General features: G+C 72.6%; 17 protein-coding genes. 11 read left to right on the top strand and 6 right to left on the bottom strand.

From position 1 onward, the window contains the following. The 10 genes from JSX79_RS15080 to JSX79_RS15035 all read left to right on the top strand — a co-directional run. A partial coding sequence (locus tag JSX79_RS15080; protein ID WP_229086878.1) for a substrate-binding domain-containing protein occupies positions 1 to 342 on the top strand: 342 nt, incomplete at its 5' end. Positions 343 to 599: 257 nt separating this feature from the next. After that, positions 600 to 2,339, top strand: coding sequence for a xylulokinase (locus JSX79_RS15075; protein ID WP_229086877.1), 1,740 nt, complete (start codon positions 600 to 602; stop codon positions 2,337 to 2,339). After that, positions 2,336 to 3,034: an L-ribulose-5-phosphate 4-epimerase gene (locus JSX79_RS15070; RefSeq protein ID WP_071295581.1), complete on the top strand. Its 699-nt coding sequence runs from the start codon at positions 2,336 to 2,338 to the stop codon at positions 3,032 to 3,034. Before JSX79_RS15075 ends, JSX79_RS15070 begins: the two co-directional genes overlap by 4 nt. Then, positions 3,031 to 4,572 carry an L-arabinose isomerase gene (gene araA / locus JSX79_RS15065; protein ID WP_229086876.1) on the top strand — a complete coding sequence of 514 codons (1,542 nt, stop codon included), beginning with the start codon at positions 3,031 to 3,033 and terminating at the stop codon, positions 4,570 to 4,572. The genes JSX79_RS15070 and araA overlap by 4 nt, the downstream gene beginning before the upstream one ends. A 10-nt stretch (positions 4,573 to 4,582) precedes the next feature. Continuing rightward, the gene (locus JSX79_RS15060) at positions 4,583 to 5,842 is read left to right on the top strand and encodes a D-arabinono-1,4-lactone oxidase (RefSeq protein ID WP_229086875.1); all 1,260 of its coding nucleotides are present in this window, start codon (positions 4,583 to 4,585) and stop codon (positions 5,840 to 5,842) included. A 96-nt stretch (positions 5,843 to 5,938) separates the two neighbouring features. Then, the gene (locus JSX79_RS15055; protein WP_229086874.1) at positions 5,939 to 6,790 is read left to right on the top strand and encodes a cation-transporting ATPase; all 852 of its coding nucleotides are present in this window, start codon (positions 5,939 to 5,941) and stop codon (positions 6,788 to 6,790) included. Between the two features lie 381 nt (positions 6,791 to 7,171). Continuing rightward, positions 7,172 to 8,839 carry an ABC transporter substrate-binding protein gene (locus JSX79_RS15050; RefSeq protein WP_229086873.1) on the top strand — a complete coding sequence of 556 codons (1,668 nt, stop codon included), beginning with the start codon at positions 7,172 to 7,174 and terminating at the stop codon, positions 8,837 to 8,839. Beyond that, positions 8,836 to 10,524: an ABC transporter ATP-binding protein gene (locus JSX79_RS15045; protein ID WP_229086872.1), complete on the top strand. Its 1,689-nt coding sequence runs from the start codon at positions 8,836 to 8,838 to the stop codon at positions 10,522 to 10,524. The genes JSX79_RS15050 and JSX79_RS15045 overlap by 4 nt, the downstream gene beginning before the upstream one ends. Continuing rightward, positions 10,521 to 11,459, top strand: a complete 939-nt coding sequence (locus JSX79_RS15040) for an ABC transporter permease (RefSeq protein WP_229086871.1) — start codon at positions 10,521 to 10,523, stop codon at positions 11,457 to 11,459. Before JSX79_RS15045 ends, JSX79_RS15040 begins: the two co-directional genes overlap by 4 nt. Further along, a complete protein-coding gene (locus JSX79_RS15035; protein ID WP_229086870.1) occupies positions 11,456 to 12,454 on the top strand; it encodes an ABC transporter permease in 999 nt (332 codons plus the stop codon). The genes JSX79_RS15040 and JSX79_RS15035 overlap by 4 nt, the downstream gene beginning before the upstream one ends. Positions 12,455 to 12,527: 73 nt before the next feature. Here JSX79_RS15035 and JSX79_RS15030 read toward each other — a convergent pair whose 3' ends face one another. The 5 genes from JSX79_RS15030 to JSX79_RS15010 form a co-directional block, all read right to left on the bottom strand. Beyond that, on the bottom strand, positions 12,528 to 12,776 hold the full coding sequence (locus JSX79_RS15030) for a hypothetical protein (protein ID WP_156794858.1): 249 nt from the start codon (positions 12,774 to 12,776) through the stop codon (positions 12,528 to 12,530). A gap of 99 nt (positions 12,777 to 12,875) precedes the next feature. Continuing rightward, complete coding sequence (locus JSX79_RS15025) at positions 12,876 to 13,835, bottom strand: prenyltransferase/squalene oxidase repeat-containing protein (protein WP_229086869.1); 960 nt, start codon at positions 13,833 to 13,835, stop codon at positions 12,876 to 12,878. Positions 13,836 to 14,022: 187 nt separating this feature from the next. Next, positions 14,023 to 14,478, bottom strand: a complete 456-nt coding sequence (locus JSX79_RS15020; protein ID WP_229086868.1) for a DUF2087 domain-containing protein — start codon at positions 14,476 to 14,478, stop codon at positions 14,023 to 14,025. Next, a complete protein-coding gene (locus JSX79_RS15015; RefSeq protein ID WP_071302740.1) occupies positions 14,478 to 15,797 on the bottom strand; it encodes a GNAT family N-acetyltransferase in 1,320 nt (439 codons plus the stop codon). The genes JSX79_RS15020 and JSX79_RS15015 overlap by 1 nt, the downstream gene beginning before the upstream one ends. Positions 15,798 to 15,916: 119 nt before the next feature. Beyond that, entirely contained in the window at positions 15,917 to 16,411 is a 495-nt protein-coding gene (locus JSX79_RS15010; protein WP_229086867.1) for a MarR family winged helix-turn-helix transcriptional regulator, read from the bottom strand. A 90-nt stretch (positions 16,412 to 16,501) separates the two neighbouring features. Between JSX79_RS15010 and JSX79_RS15005 the strand changes: the two genes are divergently transcribed. Beyond that, entirely contained in the window at positions 16,502 to 17,431 is a 930-nt protein-coding gene (locus JSX79_RS15005; protein ID WP_229086866.1) for an NADP-dependent oxidoreductase, read from the top strand. 51 nt (positions 17,432 to 17,482) lie between these two features. Here JSX79_RS15005 and JSX79_RS15000 read toward each other — a convergent pair whose 3' ends face one another. Further along, positions 17,483 to 19,006: a cryptochrome/photolyase family protein gene (locus JSX79_RS15000; RefSeq protein WP_229086865.1), complete on the bottom strand. Its 1,524-nt coding sequence runs from the start codon at positions 19,004 to 19,006 to the stop codon at positions 17,483 to 17,485. Positions 19,007 to 19,089 lie beyond the last annotated feature (83 nt).

Below are 19,089 nucleotides of genomic sequence, written 5' to 3'. Positions count from 1 at the left end.
GGGCTCGCGTCGGCGGGGACCGGGGCCGGGGCAGCGTCCGGGTCGGGTGCGCTCGGCGTGGACGCGATCGTCTGCGGCAGCGACCAGATCGCGCGGGGCGTGTGCGACCGGCTGCGGGAGCTCGGGCTGTCCGTGCCGGACGACGTCGCGGTCGCCGGGTTCGACGACTGGGACGTGATGGCGCTCGCGAGCCGGCCGCCGCTGACCACGGTGGACCTGCGCCTCGAGGAGCTCGGGCGCGTTGCGGGTCGGGCGCTGCTCGACCTCATCGACGGGGGCGCTGCGGCGTCCGCGACCGTGACCCCGTCCCTGGTCGTCCGCGAGAGCACCGTCGGCGCGTAGGGCCCGCGCGGGGCGCCAGCCGGCGGGCGGGCCGAGGTCGCACGACTCGCCGTGGCCTGGTCGGTCAGGTCGCACGACGTGCCGTTCGGGGCGGCGGCGAGCGGCAGTTCGTGCGACCTCGCCGAGCGCGGGCGGGCGGCGGCGAGCGGCGGTTCGTGCGACCTGGGCGGGCGCGGGCGTGGCGGCGTTGCGGGAGTGAGCGCTCACGTGCCAGGATGTGAGCGCTCACGGAGGACGACGAGGTTCTGGAGGAACGCATGGGCGACGACCGCAGGCAGCAGGTCGTGGACGGCCGCACCACGCTCGGGATCGAGCTCGGCTCCACCCGCATCAAGGCGTGCCTCGTGGACGAGGACCTCGTCCCCGTCGCCGCGGGCGCCCACGAGTGGGAGAACGAGTTCGTCGACGGGCGCTGGACGTACTCGCTCGAGGCCGTCGAGACCGGACTCCGCGCGGCCTACGCCGCCCTCGTGGCCGATGTGGAGGCCCAGTACGGCGTCACCCCGACGACCTTCCGCGCCGCCGGCGTGAGCGCGATGATGCACGGCTACCTCGCGTTCGACGCCGCGGGCGAGCTGCTCGTGCCGTTCCGCACCTGGCGCAACACCTCGACCGGCCCCGCCGCCGAACGACTCAGCGACGCCCTCGGGTTCAACATCCCGCTGCGCTGGTCCATCGCGCACCTGTACCAGGCCGTCCTCGACGACGAGCCGCACGTCGCCGACCTCGCGAGCGTCACGACCCTCGCCGGGTACGTGCACCGACGGCTCACGGGGCGGGACGTGCTCGGCGTCGGCGATGCGAGCGGTGTCTTCCCGATCGACAGCACCCCGGCGGACAGCGGTCCGGGCGACCCCGGCACGCGCGACTACGACGACGCGATGCTCCGGACGGCCGAGGACCTGATCGGGGTCGGGGACCTCCGGGCGCTCCTGCCCGAGGTGCTCGTCGCCGGGGACGACGCGGGAGTCCTCACCCCCGAGGGCGCCGCGTGGCTCGACCCGTCCGGCACCCTGCTTCCCGGCGTTCCCCTCTGCCCGCCCGAGGGCGACGCCGGCACGGGCATGGTCGCGACGAACGCCGTCGCACCGCGCACGGGCAACGTCAGCGTCGGCACGAGCGTCTTCGCGATGGTCGTGCTGGAGCACCCGCTCGCGACTCCCCACGAGGAGCTCGACGTCGTCACCACGCCCTCCGGGGACGCCGTCGCGATGGTGCACTGCAACAACGGTGCGAGCGAGATCGCGAGCTGGGCGCGCGTGTTCGGCCGGTTCGCCGAGGCCGCGAGCGAGCGCACCGGCAGCACGGCACCGGACATGGACACCGTCTACGCGACACTGCTGGCCGAAGCCGAGCACGCGGACCCCGACGCCGGCGGCCTGCTCTCCTTCAACTACCTCGCCGGGGAGCCGGTCACGCACGTCGAGGACGGCCGACCCCTGCTGCTCCGGACCCCGGACGCACGCTTCACGCTCGGCAACCTCGTGCGCTCCGAGGTGCACGGTGCCTTCGCCACCCTCGCGATCGGCATGGACGTCCTGCACGGCGAGGAGGTCCAGGTCGACCGGATGACCGCCCACGGCGGGCTCTTCCGGACGCCCGGCGCGCCGCAACGCCTGCTCGCAGCCGCCCTCCGCGTGCCCGTCGCGCTCGAGGAGACCGCGGGCGAGGGCGGTGCGTGGGGGATCGCGGTGCTCGCCGCCTACCTCGAGCACACCGACCAGCACCTGGCGGACTTCCTCGCCGACACGGTGTTCGGGGGTGACGCCGTGCACGTGGCCGAGCCCGAGCCGGCCGACGTCGACGGGTTCCAGACGTACCTCGAGCGCTACCGGCGGGCCCTGCCCGTCCAGGACGTCGCCGCCGCCGCGACCCGCCCCGAAGCGACCCCCGCAAGCACCGACACCAGCGCCAGCGCCAGCGCGACCACCCCCGGAGCCGAGCCGACGACGGCAGGCGAGCCGCGCCTCCAGGCCGAGAAGGAGCCGATCCGATGACCACCGACACCCAGCAGGCCGTCGCCGCCACCCGCGAACGCGTCGCCCGCCTGCACGGCGAACTCGTCCGCTACGGCCTCGTGATCTGGACCGGCGGCAACGTCTCCGAGCGGGTGCCGGGCACGGACCTCTTCGTCATCAAGCCGAGCGGCGTGTCCAGCGACGACCTGACCCCCGGGAACCAGGTCGTCTGCACGCTCGACGGGGTGCCGGCCGACGGCTGGGAGAACAGCCACGGGCCGAGCTCCGACACCGCCGCGCACGCCTACGTCTACCGGAACATGCCGGAGGTCGGCGGCGTCGTGCACACCCACTCGACGTACGCGACGGCGTGGGCGGCACGGGCGGAACCGATCCCGTGCGTGATCACCGCGATGGCGGACGAGTTCGGCGGACCGATCCCGGTCGGGCCGTTCGCGATCATCGGCGACGACTCGATCGGACACGGCATCGTCGAGACCCTCGCCGGCCACCGCTCCCGTGCCGTGCTCATGCAGAACCACGGCGTCTTCACGATCGGCCGCGACGCGAAGGACGCCGTGAAGGCCGCCGTGATGTGCGAGGACGTCGCCCGGACCGTGCACATCGCGAAGCAGGGCGGGGACGTCGTCCCGATCGCCGAAGCAGACATCGACCGACTCTTCGATCGCTACCAGAACGTCTACGGACAGACCCCCGAAGGAGCACTCCAGTGACCCACGACACAGCGACGCACGTCGTCGACCCCGCCGAGACGTTGGCGGGCCACGAGGTCTGGTTCCTCACCGGGTCCCAGGGGCTGTACGGCGAGGAGACCCTGCGCCAGGTGGAGTCGCAGAGCAAGCACGTGCACGAGACGCTGGCGCCGCACGTGCCGGTGAAGCTCGTCTGGAAGCCCGTGCTGAAGGACGCCGACGGCATCCGGCGCGCCCTCATCGAGGCCAGCGCGGACGACAGGGTCATCGGTGTGACGACGTGGATGCACACGTTCAGCCCCGCGAAGATGTGGATCGGCGGCCTGCAGGCGCTCACGAAGCCGCTGCTGCACCTGCACACCCAGGCGAACGTCACGCTGCCCTGGGCGGACATCGACTTCGACTTCATGAACCTCAACCAGGCGGCGCACGGTGACCGGGAGTTCGGGTACGCCCTGGCGCGCCTCGGCGTCCGGCACGCCACCGCCGTCGGGCACGTCTCGGACCCCCGCGTCCAGCAGCGGGTCGCGAACTGGACCCGCGCCGCCGCCGGTGCCGCGGCCGTGCGGGAGCTCAAGCTCACCCGGTTCGGCGACAACATGCGGTACGTCGCGGTCACCGAGGGTGACAAGACCGAGGCGGAGATCGAGCTCGGCGTGCAGGTGAACACGTGGGCCGTCAACGAGCTGGCCGAGGCGGTCGCCTCGGCGGAAGCCGACACGGCAGCGGTCGATGCGCTCGTCGCGACCTACCAGCAGGACTACGACGTCGACCCGTCGCTCCGTGACGGTGGTGACCGCCACCAGTCCCTCCGCGACGGCGCCGCGATCGAGATCGGCCTCCGCACCCTGCTCGCGCAGAACGGGTCCGCCGCCTTCACCACCAACTTCGAGGACCTCGGCACGCTCAAGCAGCTGCCCGGCCTCGCCGTGCAGCGCCTGATGGCCGACGGGTACGGCTTCGGTGCCGAGGGCGACTGGAAGACCGCCGTCCTCGTCCGTGCGATGAACGTCGCCGGCGCCGGCCTCCCCGGTGGCGCGTCGCTCATGGAGGACTACACCTACGACCTCACGCCGGGTGCCGAGAAGATCCTCGGCGCGCACATGCTCGAGGTCTCGCCGACCCTCACCACCACGAAGCCGACGCTCGAGATCCACCCGCTCGGCATCGGCGGCAAGGACGACCCGGTGCGCCTGGTCTTCACCGCCGACGCCGGCGAGGCCGTCGTGGTCGCGCTCTCCGACACCCGCGACGGCTTCCGTCTCACGGCGAACGTCGTGGACGTCGTCCCGCCGACCGCGGCGTTGCCGAAGCTGCCCGTCGGTCGCGCCGTCTGGGAGCCGCGCCCGTCGTTCCCCGTCGCCGCCGAGGCCTGGCTCACCGCCGGCGCCGCCCACCACACCGTCATGACGACGGCCGTCGGCCTGCAGGTGGTCGAGGACTTCGCGACCATGGTCGGCACGGAGTTCCTCGTCATCGACGAGCACACCACCGAGCGCGGGTTCCGCGACGAGCTGCGCCTCCAGCAGACGTGGCACCGCCTCGACCGGGGGTTCTAGGCTCGTGACCGTGAGCGCGACGACGCGGACGAACTGGGCGGGCAACGTCACCTACCGGGCGTCCGGCCTGGCGCGCCCGACGTCGGTCGACGAGCTGCAGCAGCTCGTCGCGTCGACGCCGCGCCTGACGGCGCTCGGGTCACGGCACTCGTTCAACACGATCGCCGACACGGACGCGCTCCAGGTGTCGCTGGCGGACCTGCCGCCGGTGCTCGACGTCGACGAGGACCGCCGGGTCGTGCGCGTCGCCGCCGGCATGATCCACAGCCAGGTGGCCGCGGGCCTGGAGGCGCGGGGCTGGGCACTCGCGAACCTCGCCTCCCTGCCGCACATCTCCACCGCCGGCGCGGTCGCCACCGGCACGCACGGCTCCGGCGTCCGCAACCCGTCGCTCGCGCAGGCCGTGGTCGGTCTCGAGATCGTCCGCGCTTCCGGAGACCTGGCGTTCGTCGATGCGTCGACACCGGACGGATCCCTCGACGCACACCGGGTGGCGCTCGGCGCGCTCGGTGTCGTCACCGCGGTCGAGCTCGCGATCGAGCCCACCTTCCAGGTCGCCACGACCGTGCACCTCGACCTGCCGTGGGACGCCGTCGCCGCGCACTTCGACGAGGTCGTGTCGGACGCGTACTCGGTGTCGCTGTTCACCTCGTTCGACGACCGCGGAGCCCGGCAGGTCTGGGTCAAGCACCGCATGGGCGAACCGGCACCGGCCGTCGACCTCGTCGCGCTCGGCGCCCGTCCCGCCGACGGTCCCGTGCACCCGGGGGAGAACGACCCCGCCGGCGTCACCGAGCAGGGCGGCGTGCCGGGGCCGTGGTCCGAGCGGCTCCCGCACTTCCGGTCCTCGTTCACGCCGTCGACCGGGGCGGAGATCCAGGCGGAGTACCTGCTGCCGGCCGGTTCCGCGGTCGACGCACTGCAGGCACTCCGACCCCTGGAGCCGCTGTTCGCGCCGATCCTCATCGCGGCCGAGGTCCGGACGATCGCCGCCGACACCGCGTGGCTCGCGCCGTCCTCGGAGCGGCAGTCGGTCGGCATCCACTTCACGTTCCGGCGGGACGCGGCCGCGGTGGCAGCCGCGGTGGAGCGGATCGAGGAGGTCCTCGCGCCGTTCGACGCCCGCCCGCACTGGGGGAAGGTGTCGGCGGCGAGTGCCGAGCGGCTGCACGAGGTGTACCCGCGGCTGTCCGACTTCGCCGCGCTCGCCCGTGACCTCGACCCGACCGGACGGTTCCGGAACGCGTTCCTCGCGCGCATCCTGAACTGACCGGGGTCGGCGCTCCCAGGGGCTTCGGATGACATCTCCGGCCGATCCACCGGGGCGTTCCTGAGCGCTCACATGTGCGATCACAAAGGTTGGGGCATGGCGAACCTCAACCGCATCATCGGCATGGCCGGCAAGGTCATCGACAAGCAGCTCCAGAAGCGCGGGCAGGCGGGACCCGCGGCCGGCGCCGGGCAGCAGCAGGGCGGGACGGACTGGCGCGGCATCGTCCGGAGCGCGGCGGACAAGCTGACCGGGGACGATCGGAACCAGCAGGCGCAGCACGGGCAGCAGCAGCCGTACGGCCAGCAGCATCCGTACGGGCAGCAGCAGCCCGGCCAGCAGCAGCACGGCCACCAGCAGCACGGGGCCGCCGACTCCGACCAGGTCGCGATCGCCAAGTACGACTACCTGCTGCGGACCGCCCCGCCGGAGCAGCTCGAGCAGGTCCACCACGACGCCTTCGCCCGGCTCACCCCCGCGCAGCGCCAGCAGATCCGCAACCGTCTGAACTCCGAGCTGCCGCCGCACGAGCACCTCCGCGACGACTCCGCCGGTGGGATGGCCCGCGCGATGACCCGCGGTGAGGTCGCTCGGCCCGGACTCGTCCGACGCGTCCTGGGCGGCGGCGGATCGGCGGGGCGCGGCCGCGGTGGAGCGTTCGCCGGCGGGGCAGCGGTCGGCGCCGGTGCGATGGCGCTCGGCGGTCTGGGCGCAGCGGTCGCCGGTGGCGCGGTGCTCAGCGCGGCCGCGGGGCCGGTGCTGGCCGAGGCCGCGAACCTCGGCGTCGACTTCGAGGGCATCGCCGCCGGGATCGGCGACCTCGGACTCGGGGACCTCGGCGGTGGTGTCGAAGGACTCGCGGGCGAGGGCGAGCAGCTCCTGGGTGGGCTCGGCGAGCAGGCGTCGAACCTCGGCAACGACTTCCTCGGTGGGCTCTTCGACCGCTGATCGGGTGGTGAGTGGTGACCGTTCTGGTTCGCGATCCCCGGGGATCGCGAACCAGGACGGTCACTCGCTCAGAAGACCGCGCGGCCTCGGTTGGTCAGTGGTTCGATCGGTGATGCCCGAGGCGGGTCTTCCTGGGCCGGCTGCCCGCAGGACGACGCATCGGGAATAGACGGTGGTCGCACGGCGATTGGACCGTTACGCCGTGCGACGTCGGCCGTGCCCGGGATTCGGACACCGTCCGATCGCGGTGTCAGGATGGACGACGCCCCGACAGCCCGACGCCCCGACACACGGAGCCTGCACCGGCTCCGGAGCGCGGCGACACGTCACGGCCACCCCACGGCTGCGCACCACCACTTCCCCACGAGGAGCACCACCGTCATGAGACGCCCGAACCGCCTGACCATCACCGCTGCGGTCGCCGCAGCCGCAGCCCTGGTCCTCACCGGCTGCTCGGGCGGGGGTGCCTCGGACGACGCCTCGGGCGGAACGTCCAAGGGCGGCACGCTCAACATCCTGACGACGGCCACCGCGGTGCACCTCGACCCGGCGACCAGCCAGAACCTCAACATCACGACGCTCGGCCTCGTGCTCCGTCGTCTCACCGCGTGGGACGTCGAGCCCGGCAAGACGGCCAAGGTCGTCCCGGACCTCGCGACGAACACCGGCGACTCGAGCGACGGCGGCAAGACCTGGACCTACCACCTCAAGAAGGGGCTGAAGTTCCAGGACGGCACGGAGATCACCACGAAGGACATCAAGTGGGGCATCGAGCGCTCGTTCGCGCCGACGCTCACCGGTGGCCTGAGCTACCACAAGTCGCTCCTCGTCGGCGGTGACAGCTACAAGGGTCCGTTCGACGGCAAGACCCTCGACAGCATCGAGACCCCGGACGACTCGACGATCGTCTTCAAGCTCAACGCGGCGTACGGCGACTGGCCGTGGATCGTGTCGATGCCCGCGTTCGCCCCGGTCCCCGAGGGCGACGGCACCGACACCGGTGCGTACGACGCCAAGCCCGTCGCCTCCGGCCCCTACGAGGTGCAGTCCAACACGCAGGGCTCGCAGATCACCCTCGTGCGGAACGAAGAGTGGAGCGCGAAGACCGACGACGTCCGCACCGCCGGCCCGTCGAAGGTCGTGTTCAAGGAGAGCCAGGACCCGTCGACCGTCACCCAGACGCTCATCGCCGACAACGGTGACGCGAAGAACTCGTTCGGCGCGACGTACCTCGGTGCTGCCGAGCTGAACCAGGTCCGCTCGAACCCGGCCGCCCAGGACCGCCTCGCCACCTCGAAGGCCGGCCCGATCAACTACCTCGCGATCAACACGCAGAAGGGCTCGCTCAAGGAGCTCAAGGTCCGGCAGGCGCTGCAGTACGCCGTCGACAAGAAGTCGTACCGGATCGCCGCCGGTGGTGCCCTCGCCGGCTCCTACGCGACGACGCTCATCACGCCCGGCATCGCGGGGCGCCAGCAGTACGACCTGTACGAGCCCGGCGCCACCGGTGACGTGGCCAAGGCGAAGAAGCTCCTGCAGGAAGCGGGTGTCTCGGACCTCAAGCTGACCCTGGTCACGCAGAACGACTCGGCGAACCTGGCCGAGGCGCAGGCGATCCAGGCCGGCCTCAAGCGCGCGGGCATCACCGTGACGCTCAAGCCGCTCGACATCGACTCGTTCTACACGGCGACGACGGACGGCGACGACTTCGACCTCGCGATGTTCAGCTGGCAGCCGGACTTCCCGAGCGCGAACGCCAACATCCAGCCGCTGTACGACTCGTCGCAGATCGGTGGGGGCGGCTACAACGTCTCGAAGTACAGCAGCCCCGAGGTCGACGCCCTGATCGAGCAGGCGACGGGCACCATCGACCAGCAGGATGCGCAGAAGCTCTGGGCCGAGGCGGACAAGAAGATCATGGCCGACGCCCCGATCGTCCCGCTCACCTACGCGAAGCAGTCCTTCCTCGCCGGTTCGAACGTGCAGAACTTCCAGATCGCGGACTTCCCGGCGTACCCGAACTACCTCAAGGTCTCGCTCGCCAAGTGAGTGCACCGCTGCTCGAGGTCGAGGGGCTTCGCGTCGCGTTCGGCGACGCGGAGCCCGTCGTCCGTGACGTCTCCTTCACCCTGACGCCCGGCCGCGTGCTCGCCCTCGTCGGCGAGTCCGGCTCGGGCAAGTCCGTCAGCGCGATGAGCGTGCTCGGCCTGCTCCCGCCGGAGGCCCGCGTCATCGGCAGCATCCGCTTCCGCGGCACCGAGCTCGTCGGGGCGTCGGACGACGAGCTCCGAGCGGTCCGCGGTGCCGGCATCGGCGTCGTGTTCCAGGAGCCGATGAACTCCTTCACCCCCGTGCTCTCCATCGGCACCCAGATCGCCGAGGCGATCACGGCGCACCCGACGGACCTCGACCGACGCGGTGTGTCCGCGCGGACCGACGAACTCCTCCGCGCCGCCGGGCTCCCGGACCCGCAGCGGATCCGGAAGGCCTACCCGCACGAGCTCTCCGGCGGCCAGCTCCAGCGCGCGATGATCGCGATGGCCCTCGCCGGTGACCCGGTCGCCCTCATCGCGGACGAGCCGACCACCGCGCTCGACGTCACGGTGCAGGCGGGCATCCTCGACCTGCTCCGCACGCTCGGTCGCGAGCGCGACCTCGCCGTGCTGCTCATCACGCACGACATGGGCGTGGTGGCGGACGTCGCCGACGAGGTGCTCGTGATGCGGCGCGGCGACCCGGTCGAGCACGGGACCGTCGCCGAGGTGTTCGCGCACCCGGACGCCGAGTACACGCGGGCACTCCTCGCGGCGGTACCGGCCCTGGAGGCGCGACCCACCTCCGCACCGCACGCTGCGGACGGTGAGACGGTCGCGTCCACCGCGCCGGCCGACGAGACGGAGACGAGCCGCGCCTCCCGGCCCCTCGTCGCGCAGCTGCGCGACGTCGCCGTGCGCTACGCGCGCCGCGGTGACCCGACCGTCTCCGGCATTGACCTGACGCTCCGCGCGGGCGAGACGCTCGGACTCGTGGGGGAGTCGGGGTCCGGCAAGTCCACCATCGGACGTGCGCTCGCCGGTCTCGTGCCGGTGGTCGCGGGGTCCGTCGAGGTGGACGGCAGCGACCTCCGCACCGCTCGTGGTGCACGCCTGCGCGAGCTCCGCAGCCGGGTGGGCATCGTCTTCCAGGACCCCGCGTCCTCGCTCAACCCGCGACAGACCATCGGGTGGAGCATCGCCGAGCCGCTCCTCGTGCACGGCACGGCCTCGGCGGCGGACCGTGCCGAACGGGTCCGCGAGCTGCTCGTGGCGGTCCAGCTCGACCCGTCGTGGGCCGAGCGCTTCCCGCACCAGCTCTCCGGCGGGCAGCGGCAGCGCGTGGCGGTCGCCCGGGCCCTCGCGCTCCGGCCTGCGCTCGTGATCGCCGACGAACCGACCTCGGCGCTGGACGTCACCGTGCAGGCCGCCGTGCTCGACCTCCTCGCCGCGCTGCAGCAGGACTTCGGCTTCGGCATGCTCCTCATCAGCCACGACCTCGCCGTGGTGCGGCAGCTCGCCGACGAGGTGGTCGTGCTGCACGACGGCCGCGTGGTCGAGCGCGGCACGACCGACGCCGTGCTCGACGATCCGCAGCAGGACTACACGCGCATGCTCCTCGCGGCAGCGCCCGTCGCCGACCCGGCGCGACAGGCCGCCCGCCGCGAGGCCTGGCGCGCGTGGGAAGGGGTGGCCTCGTGACCGCCAACGTCGTCGACCGTCCGGTCGCGGCATCCGCGAACCGGAGCACCGGTTTCCGCGCCGTCGTCCGCCGCGTGCGTCAGGACCGCTGGGCGGTCGCGTCCGCGGTCGTCATCGTGGTGTTCGTCGTCGTCGCGCTCGCGGCGCCGCTCATCGCCGCCGTCACCGGCCAGGACCCGTACGGGTACCACATCGACGCGCTCAACTCGTTCGGCGCCCCGCGCGGGGTCGGCGGCGGGATCAGCGGCGAGCACTGGTTCGGGGTCGAGCCCCTGACCGGGCGCGACCTGTTCGCGATCGTCACCTACGGTGCCCGCACCTCGCTCGGCATCGGGATCGCCGCGACGATCGTCTCGATCGTCATCGGCGTGCTCGTCGGCGTGACGACCGGGTTCTTCGGCGGCTGGTACGACCGAGTGCTCTCCCGCGTCGTCGACGTCATCTTCGGCTTCCCGTCGCTCGTCTTCATGATCGCCCTGACCGCGATCGTCCCGACGTCGTTCCCGAAGCCCGTGCTCGTCGTCCTCGTCATCGGGTTCTTCGGGTGGCCCTCGGTCGCCCGTGTCGTGCGCGGGCAGACGCTGTCGCTCGTCACCCGGAACTACGTCGTCGCTTCCACCGCGATGGGCGCCGGGCGCTGGCACGTCATCCGGACGCAGCTGCTGCCGAACCTCGCCGCGACGATCACCGTCTACGCGACGATCTCGATCCCGTCGATGATCGGCGCCGAGGCCGCGCTGTCGTTCCTCGCCGTCGGCGTCACCCCGCCGACGCCGTCGTGGGGCCGCAGCATCGGCGACGCGATCGGTTGGGTGCAAACCGACCCGATGTACCTCGTGTTCCCGGGCTTGGCGCTGTTCCTCATCACGCTGGCGTTCAACGTGCTCGGCGACGCCCTGCGCGACGCCCTCGACCCGCGGAGGAGCAACCGGTGACCACCTTCCGCTTCATCGCGATCCGCGTGCTCGGCGCCGCAGTCGTCCTGCTCGTCGTGGCCGCGATCACCTACGCCCTGTTCATGCTGCTGCCGACGAACCCGGCGCGCGCGATCTGCGACAAGCCCTGCACGCCGGACCGGCTGCGCGAGGTGCAGGCGTTCCTCGGGACGGACAAGCCGTGGATCGCCCAGTTCGGGGCCTACCTCGCGGGCATCTTCACCGGGCGGACGTTCGGCTCCGGCGCCTCCGTCATCCACTGCGCGGCGCCCTGCTTCGGGTACTCGTTCCAGCTCCACGACAGCGTCACGAACCTCATCCTCACGCGCCTGCCCGTCACGGCGTCGATCGCCGTCGGCGCAGCCGTGCTCTGGCTCGTCGCCGGTGTGGCCGGTGGCGCGCTGTCGGCCCTGCGCCGAGGCACGTACGTCGACCGCACGGTCATGACGATCGCCGTCGCCGGGGTGTCCGCGCCGTCGTACCTCGTCGGGCTGCTGGCGATCCTGCTGTTCGGGTTCGTGCTCGGCGTCCTGCCCACCAGCGGCTACGTCGCGTTCGGGGACGATCCCGTCGGGTGGTTCACGCACCTCGTCCTGCCGTGGTGCGTGCTCGCGTTCATCAGTGCGGCGATCTACGCCCGGCTGACCCGGGGCGAGATGCTCGAGTCGATGTCGCAGGACTTCGTCCGGACCGCCCGCGCGAAGGGCCTCCGCAAACGCCAGGTCGTCGTGCGCCACGGGCTGCGGACGGCGATCCTCCCGGTGGTGACGCTGTTCGGGCTCGACCTCGGGTCGCTGCTCGGCGGTGCCGTCATCACCGAGAAGGTGTTCTCGATGCAGGGGCTCGGCGCGCTGCTCATCGACGCGGTGCACACGCTCGACCTGCAGGTCGTCGTCGGCTTCACGCTGTTCTCGGCGCTGCTCATCGTCACGGCGAACGTGATCGTCGACGTCGTGTACGCGTTCGTCGACCCGCGGGTGCGCCGCCGGTCCTAGGGGGGCGCGGCGCGGCCGGGCCGCAGCGTGCGAGGTTCCGCGCAGCACCGGTGGCGCAGTGGGTCGAGCGGACTCAGCCGTCGACCGGCTCCGCGGACCGTGCAGCCCGGACGACCTGCCAGACCGCGAGGGCGACGACGGTGGCCCCAGCGGCCCCGGCGATCCACGATCCGGCGACCCCGAGCACGGGTTCGGTCTCGCAGGTGCTCGTGCCCTGGCCGGGAGCGGCATCGGAGCAGCTGGTCACCTGGACCAGGACCAACCACAGCACCGTCACGGCCACGATGACGGCGACCGTGCTCCACCCCACCACTCGCTCCACGACCCGCTCCGTCCCCGACGTCATCAGTGACGACCAGGCTCGCACGGTCCGGGCGGCCCGTCGGTCTCGATCGTGCAACAGGACGCGGCCGTCGAGGGCTCAGACGCCGTCCCACCACCGCAGCACTCGCGTGCCTACGAGCGTGAGCCAGCGGGACGGCTCGCCGGCCGGCACGTCCACCTCGAACCACTGCCGGCCCGGCGGGCGGACGCCCTGGCGCCACCGTCCGTCAGCACCACGGGCAGCGCGGACCACCTCGATCGCCTCAGCGGCGCGGGGGTCCGGCGCCGCCTCGTCCCGGAGCGCCGCGGCCCGGAGGTGGTCGGTCGCGCGGAGCACGCTGTACCTCCAGCGGAACGGGTACGCGAACTCCGTGGCCCAGGGGCCGACGAGCGCTCCGTCGGACTTCCGGTGGAGCAGTCGTCGGTCGAGGAGGTAGTCGGCGCCTCGGTGGCGGGCGTCCCGGAGCTCGGCCGCGCGGGGATGCCGTCCGTCGGTCAGGACCTCGTGCTGCAGGAGCCCCTCGAGTACGTTGAGGGTCGAGTGGAACGACGAGACCGTCGAGCCCCCGACCCACTCGCAGTTCCACCCGCCGTCGGGCTGCTGGTGTTCGAGCACCCAGTCGGCGATGCCGTCGACGTCGGCGCCGAGCCACGCGCCGTTCGCGAGGGTGAAGGCGTTGATGCAGCAGTCGACCTCGCCGCCCCAGTACGGCAGGTCGTCGTACTCCCATCGGCTGTTCGCGTCGAGTCGTGCGGCGGTGTCACCGAGGACCGCGGCGTCCAGGCCCCACTCCCGCAGGGCGTTGAGCGACCAGGTCGTCGCGGTGTACGGCTGCCCGGGTCCCTCGGGCTCGGGTTCGGCGGGGAAGTACGCGCCGCCTGCCCACTGTCCGTCGGGGTCCTGGCGAGCGAGGAGTGCGGCGCCGAGGCCCTCGGTCGCGACCCGGGCACGCGTTGCCTGCCAGGTCGGTGCCGGCGCGCCGACGATGTCCCGTTCCACCTGCCACCGCAGGGCCGGGTCCGAGTCGAGGAGCCAGTCGACCACCGTGTCGTCCATGGCGCGGACACTACGCCGACCACGGCGCGCGGGCGCCTGCGCACGGCCGGGTCCGCACAACGGAAGTCGATCGGAGCCGTGCGTTCCCGTGGTTCGCGCGCACTTCGGTTGTGCGCCACCGCGCCGAACCGCGCCGGGCGCCACGCCCGCCACGCCCGCGGCACGCCGCGCCCGCCCCCCCCCCGCGTCAGCCGACGTAGCGGTACGACGCCCCGTCGTCCGTCCGCACGAGCACGCCGAGGTCCACCGCGTCCCGCCGCACGATCGCGACGTCCTCGGCGAACATGGCGATCGCGGCGTTGAGCACCGACTCGGGGACCGGTCTGCCCGTGCCGAGCCGCTCGAACACGAGCTCGACGATGCGCACGGACAGCGGGTGGCGCTGGTCGTCCGGCACCGGCATCCGGGCGATCCGGTCGAACTCGAGCAGCGCCGCCGGCCCCTGCAGCCGCTGGAGGTCCTGCGCCGTCCGCCCGAGGAGCGGCGTGTCGGGTCCGTCGTCGCCGACCCAGTCGAACGCCGCGACGGCAGCACTCGTCCGGCCGTCGAGCGCTGCGCCGCCGACGATCGCGGACCGGAGCGACGGGCTCGCCAGCACCGCGACGGCCTGGCGAGCCCGTGCGACCGACTCGCGAAGGGGCATCAGAAGTACGTGATGCCGTGCGGCGTCCGCGGCGGGGTCAGCATCGCTCGCAGGAGTGCCGGCGCCGCCGGGTCCGCCGCGCGGAGGAGCCCGGCCGCCGCGAGCGTCGTCGGCGACACCGACCCGATGAGCAACGCACCGAGGTCCGCGACGTCGAGCTGGAGGTCGGACCCGGCCGCGTCGGCGTCGTCGGCGGTCTTCGTCACGGTGCCCCGCGCCTCCTGGACGTCCAGCCGGTACGTGCCGGAGGCGAACCCGAGCGCATCCGTCACGGCGAGCGTCAGCGAACCGTCGACGGCGTACGGACGCGACGCGAGCACCCGCTCGACGTCGAGGACGCGCAGCCAGACGTGGTCCTCCTCGTGGTCGACGTCGTACGCGCGGTTGTCGCCCAGCGCGGCGACGATCGGGTCGTCGAGCCGCGACCGGTTGTACGTGACGACGTCGTTGAGGTCGATCGAGAGCAGGAACTCCCAGAGCGACAGGTAGGCGTCGTCGGTCGCGTACACCAGGTCGACGACCTCGAGCGTGGTGTCGCCGTCGCGGCTCTCCTTGACGCGCCAGGTCACGTAGCCGTCGAGCTCGTCGGAGCCGTCCGGGCGGTGCACGGCTGCCCGGACGTCCTTCGCCTTCTCGCCGTCGCCGTTGCGCAGCCCGAACACGACGGGCCAGGTGCCGGCGTTGCGCACCATGGAGCCCGGCGTCCGCGCGTTGAACCGGTCGAAGACGGCACGGCCGGGGCCGCCGGCGAGCCACTCGGGCGTGACGACGCTGACGACACCGGTGGTCGGCGCGAGGAGCGGGAGCGCACGCTCGCGGCGGACCCGGACGGCCCGCTCGCGGATCGCGCTGCCGAAGCCGAAGCGGCGGTAGATGGTGCCCTCGGACGCGGTCAGCGAGGCCACGGCGTAGCCCTCGGCGACACCGCGCGCGAGGGCGTGCGTCATCATCGCGCGGAGGATCCCGCGGCGGCGCTCGGTCGGTCGGACGGTCACGGCGGAGATCGCCTGGGTGTCGATCGACGAGCCGTCGCCCCAGCTCAGCTCCTTGCCGAACCAGGCGAAGGTACCGGCCGGCCAGGTCTCGTCGACGGAGCCCGGTGCGGGTCGGCGGACGTACGCGCCGAGCCAGGTCTCGTCGTCCTCGATGAAGTGCGCGACCATGCGCGCGGCCGCCTCGTCGCCGGGGTGCGGTTCGTGGAACCCGAGTCCGACGGCCTGCATCCAGGCCTCGGTCTCGGCGTTCGGTGCCCCCTGCTCGTCCGTCCCGGGCGCGAAGGCGCGCAGCTCGTAGCGGTCGTCGAATGCCTCGTTGCTCACGTTCCCGACCCTATCGGGGTCCGGTGACGGAACGACAGGCGCGACGAGCGGGCCAGGAGGCGCGGGTCGGCCCCGCCACGCGCCGCACGCGGGCTCGGGTCACGCCGTCGCGCGCCGGCTCACCTCGCGGCGCGGCGGGACGCCGATCGGGGCGGGTTCTTCCGGAGGTGCTCGCTGATCCGGCCGAGGATCCGGTCGAGCTCCGCGGCGTCCTCGTCCGTGATCGGTGCGAACAGCAGCCCGTGCACCGTGCCGATGTGCCCCGGGAACACTGATGCGAGGACGGCTCTCCCGTCGTCGGTCAGCGACACCACGGTGCTGCGCTCGTCGTCCGGAGAGGGGCCGCGCGTCACGAGTCCGCGCTGCTCGAGCAACTGCGCCTGGTAGGTCAGCCCACTGCGGCTGTAGACCACCCCGTCGGCGAGGTCCGTCATCCGCAGGTGCCCGTCGGGGGAGTCCCCGAGTCGTGCCAGCAGCTGGAACTGCACGTACGACAGCCCGCCCACGTCCTTGAGCTGCTGCTCGACCGAGGGGCGCAGGAGCGCACTGACCTCGGTGAACGACAGGTAGGCGCGCAGCTGCGTCGGCGTCAGGGACGAGGGGGTTTCGGACATGATCCGATCCTACCTGTTGCTTCGAGTTCGAAGCAGTGTTACGGTTCCATCAATCGCTTCGAATTCGAAGCAAATGACGGAGGAGTCATCATGAAGGCAGTGCAGTTCCACGAGGTCGGCGGTCCTGAGGTCCTCACCTACGGCGACGTCGACCAGCCCACCCCCGGCCCGGGCGAGGTCCTCGTCCGGGTCACGGCATCGGCGTACAACGCGGCGGACAACGGCATGCGCGCCGGCTTCCTGCCCATCCCGGTCGCCCTGCCCCACGTCCCCGGGTACGACGTCTCCGGAACGGTCGCGTCCCTCGGGGACGACGTCACGGACCTGGCGGTCGGCGACGCGGTGATCGGCTTCCTGCCGATGGAACGCGACGGCGGAGCGGCCGAGTACGTCGTCGCTCCGGCGGACGCGCTCGTCGCCGCCCCGACGAGCATCCCGCTGGCGGACGCGGCTGCGCTGCCGTCGGTGGCGCTCACGGCGTGGCAGGCGCTCTTCGACGACGGTCGGCTCGAGGCCGGGCAGCGCGTGCTCGTCGTCGGCGCGGGCGGTGTGGTCGGGAAGTACGCGATCCAGCTCGCGAAGCGCGCCGGTGTCGAGGTCATCGCCACGGCCAGCCCGCGCAGCGCCGACGCCGTCCGGGTCGCCGGTGCCGACCAGGTCGTCGACCACACCACGACCGACGTGCTGCAGGCGGTCGACGGGCAGGTCGACGTCCTGCTCAACCTCGCCCCGATCGAGCCCGAGCAGTTCGCCTCGTTCGTGGCCGCGGTCCGCGACGGGGGTGCGGTCGTGAGCACGACGGCGTTCATGGCGACCCCGGGGGACGAGTCCCGCGGGGTCCGAGCGGCGACGGTGTTCGTGCTGCGGAACCGCGAACGGCTGGCCGAGCTCGTCCGGCTCGTCGACGCCGGGGAGCTCACGGTCGAGGTGACGCGGCGCATCCCGCTGACCGAGCTGCAGGCGCTGCACACCGAGGGCGCCGCCGGACGGATCGCCGGCAAGGTCGTCGTCCTCGTCTGAGCGACCAGCGACCCGGTGGGGGGATCGTGACCCACCACCGGGCCGGGCGGGTCAGGGGGAGCCGCGCCGCGCCTCCTGGGCCACCACCTCGTCGAGGTCCGCCAGCTTCCGCATCTGCTGGAGCGGTCGGGCCATCCGGTTGTTGTCCCGCAGGGCGGGCTCCGTCCGCGCGAGGAAGGCCCAGTAGCCGGCGGTGAACGGGCAGGCGTCCTCGCCGAGCCGCTTCGTCGGGTCGTAGCGGCACCCGCCGCAGTGGTCCGACATCCGGTCGATGTACCGACCACCGGACGCGTACGGCTTCGTCGCGACCATCCCGCCGTCGGCGTGCTGCGACATCCCGATGATGTTCGCGGGCATCACCCAGTCGGTCCCGTCGACGAACACGTCCGTGAACCACTCGGTGAGGTGCACGGGGTCGTACCCGCGCTGCAGTGCCCAGTTGCCGAGCACCATGAGCCGCTGGATGTGGTGCAGCCAGCCGTGGTCGTGCAGGCCCTCGATCGCGGTGCCGAGGCAGGCGGCCTCGACCCGGGACGCGTCGAGCTCCCGCCACCACCGGGGGAGCCGCTCGTGCGCTCCGAGGGCGTTCTCCGACGCCCCGTAGTCGTCGCCGAACCACCAGTAGAGGTGCCAGACGTAGTCGCGCCACCCGGCGATCTGCCGGACGAACCCCTCGACGCTCGCGAGCGGGGCGTCGTCGTCGCGGTGGGCCACGAGTGCCGCCTCGATCGCATCGCGCGGGTCGAGGACACCGAGGTTCATCGGGACGCTGAGCAACGAGTGCGCCATCGTCCAGTCGTTCGTGAGCGTGGCGTCCTCGAACGGGCCGAAGTCGTTCAGCCGGGTGCGTACGAAGTCGTCGAGGGCGCTCTGCGCCTCGTCGGGCGTGACCGCGAAGCGCCGACGGTCGTCCGCACCGACGAAGCGGGCGATGCCGTCCCGCTCCCAGCGGTCCAGGTCACGTCGGACCTCCTCGTCGACCTCGTCCTCCTCGGGCCACCACGGCTCCGGGAGTCCGAGCGTGGTCGCACCCTTCGGCGGCGACTCCCGGTTCTGCTCGTCGAGGCTGAACTTCCCGCCGACGGGCGCGTCCGAGCGCATCAGCCAGCCCTCGCGACGGCGGACCCGCTCGTAGAACGTCTCCATCCGGAAGCGACCGGTGCCCTGCGCGGCCCACTCGGCGAACTCGTCCTCGTCGGTCACGAAGCCGCGGCTCGGCAGCACCTCGGTGCCCCTGCCCCAGTGCCGCACCTGTGCGCGGAGCGTCCGCGACGGCGGGTCGACGACCTCGAGGTCGTCCCGGCCGACCAGCGCCTGCCGGAGCGTGTCGACCTGCACGTGCTCGACGCGGTCGCCCTCGCCCCGGTCGCGGAGGTCGCGGACCAGGTGCCGGAGCGCACTCAGCCACAGGTGCGCCTTCGCACGGTGCACGGGACGCGCGGTGAAGAACTCGCGGGCCTCGACCACGAGGAGCGGGCCGCCGTCGTCGAAGTCCGGGCCGTACTGTCCCGGCAGGATGAGGCGCCGGCGCCGCTCGGAGCGTCGGTCGGCCGGGGCGGTGCGCGCGTCCGTCATGCGGCGGACGGTACGCGAGCACGCGGGTGCGGGCCCGGGACGTCCCCCGACTCCACGGCGGTTCCGCGGGCGCGCCCTCCTGT

Origin of the sequence: Curtobacterium sp. GD1 (assembly GCF_020882855.1) — a bacterium.
In the GTDB taxonomy this organism is placed as follows: Bacteria; Actinomycetota; Actinomycetes; order Actinomycetales; family Microbacteriaceae; genus Curtobacterium.
The sequence above is the reverse complement of the archived record's forward strand: the minus strand, read 5'-3'. Positions and strand labels throughout refer to the sequence as shown.

Excerpts from the sequence above, each read along its gene's own strand:
- JSX79_RS15050 (WP_229086873.1), top strand. The coding sequence starts at position 7,172 with ATGAGACGCCCGAACCGCCTGACCATCACCGCTGCGGTCGCCGCAGCC.
- JSX79_RS15070 (WP_071295581.1), top strand. The coding sequence starts at position 2,336 with ATGACCACCGACACCCAGCAGGCCGTCGCCGCCACCCGCGAACGCGTC.
- JSX79_RS15075 (WP_229086877.1), top strand. The coding sequence starts at position 600 with ATGGGCGACGACCGCAGGCAGCAGGTCGTGGACGGCCGCACCACGCTC.
- JSX79_RS15010 (WP_229086867.1), bottom strand. The coding sequence starts at position 16,411 with ATGTCCGAAACCCCCTCGTCCCTGACGCCGACGCAGCTGCGCGCCTAC.
- JSX79_RS15055 (WP_229086874.1), top strand. The coding sequence starts at position 5,939 with ATGGCGAACCTCAACCGCATCATCGGCATGGCCGGCAAGGTCATCGAC.
- JSX79_RS15025 (WP_229086869.1), bottom strand. The coding sequence starts at position 13,835 with ATGGACGACACGGTGGTCGACTGGCTCCTCGACTCGGACCCGGCCCTG.
- JSX79_RS15000 (WP_229086865.1), bottom strand. The coding sequence starts at position 19,006 with ATGACGGACGCGCGCACCGCCCCGGCCGACCGACGCTCCGAGCGGCGC.
- JSX79_RS15005 (WP_229086866.1), top strand. The coding sequence starts at position 16,502 with ATGAAGGCAGTGCAGTTCCACGAGGTCGGCGGTCCTGAGGTCCTCACC.
- JSX79_RS15020 (WP_229086868.1), bottom strand. The coding sequence starts at position 14,478 with ATGCCCCTTCGCGAGTCGGTCGCACGGGCTCGCCAGGCCGTCGCGGTG.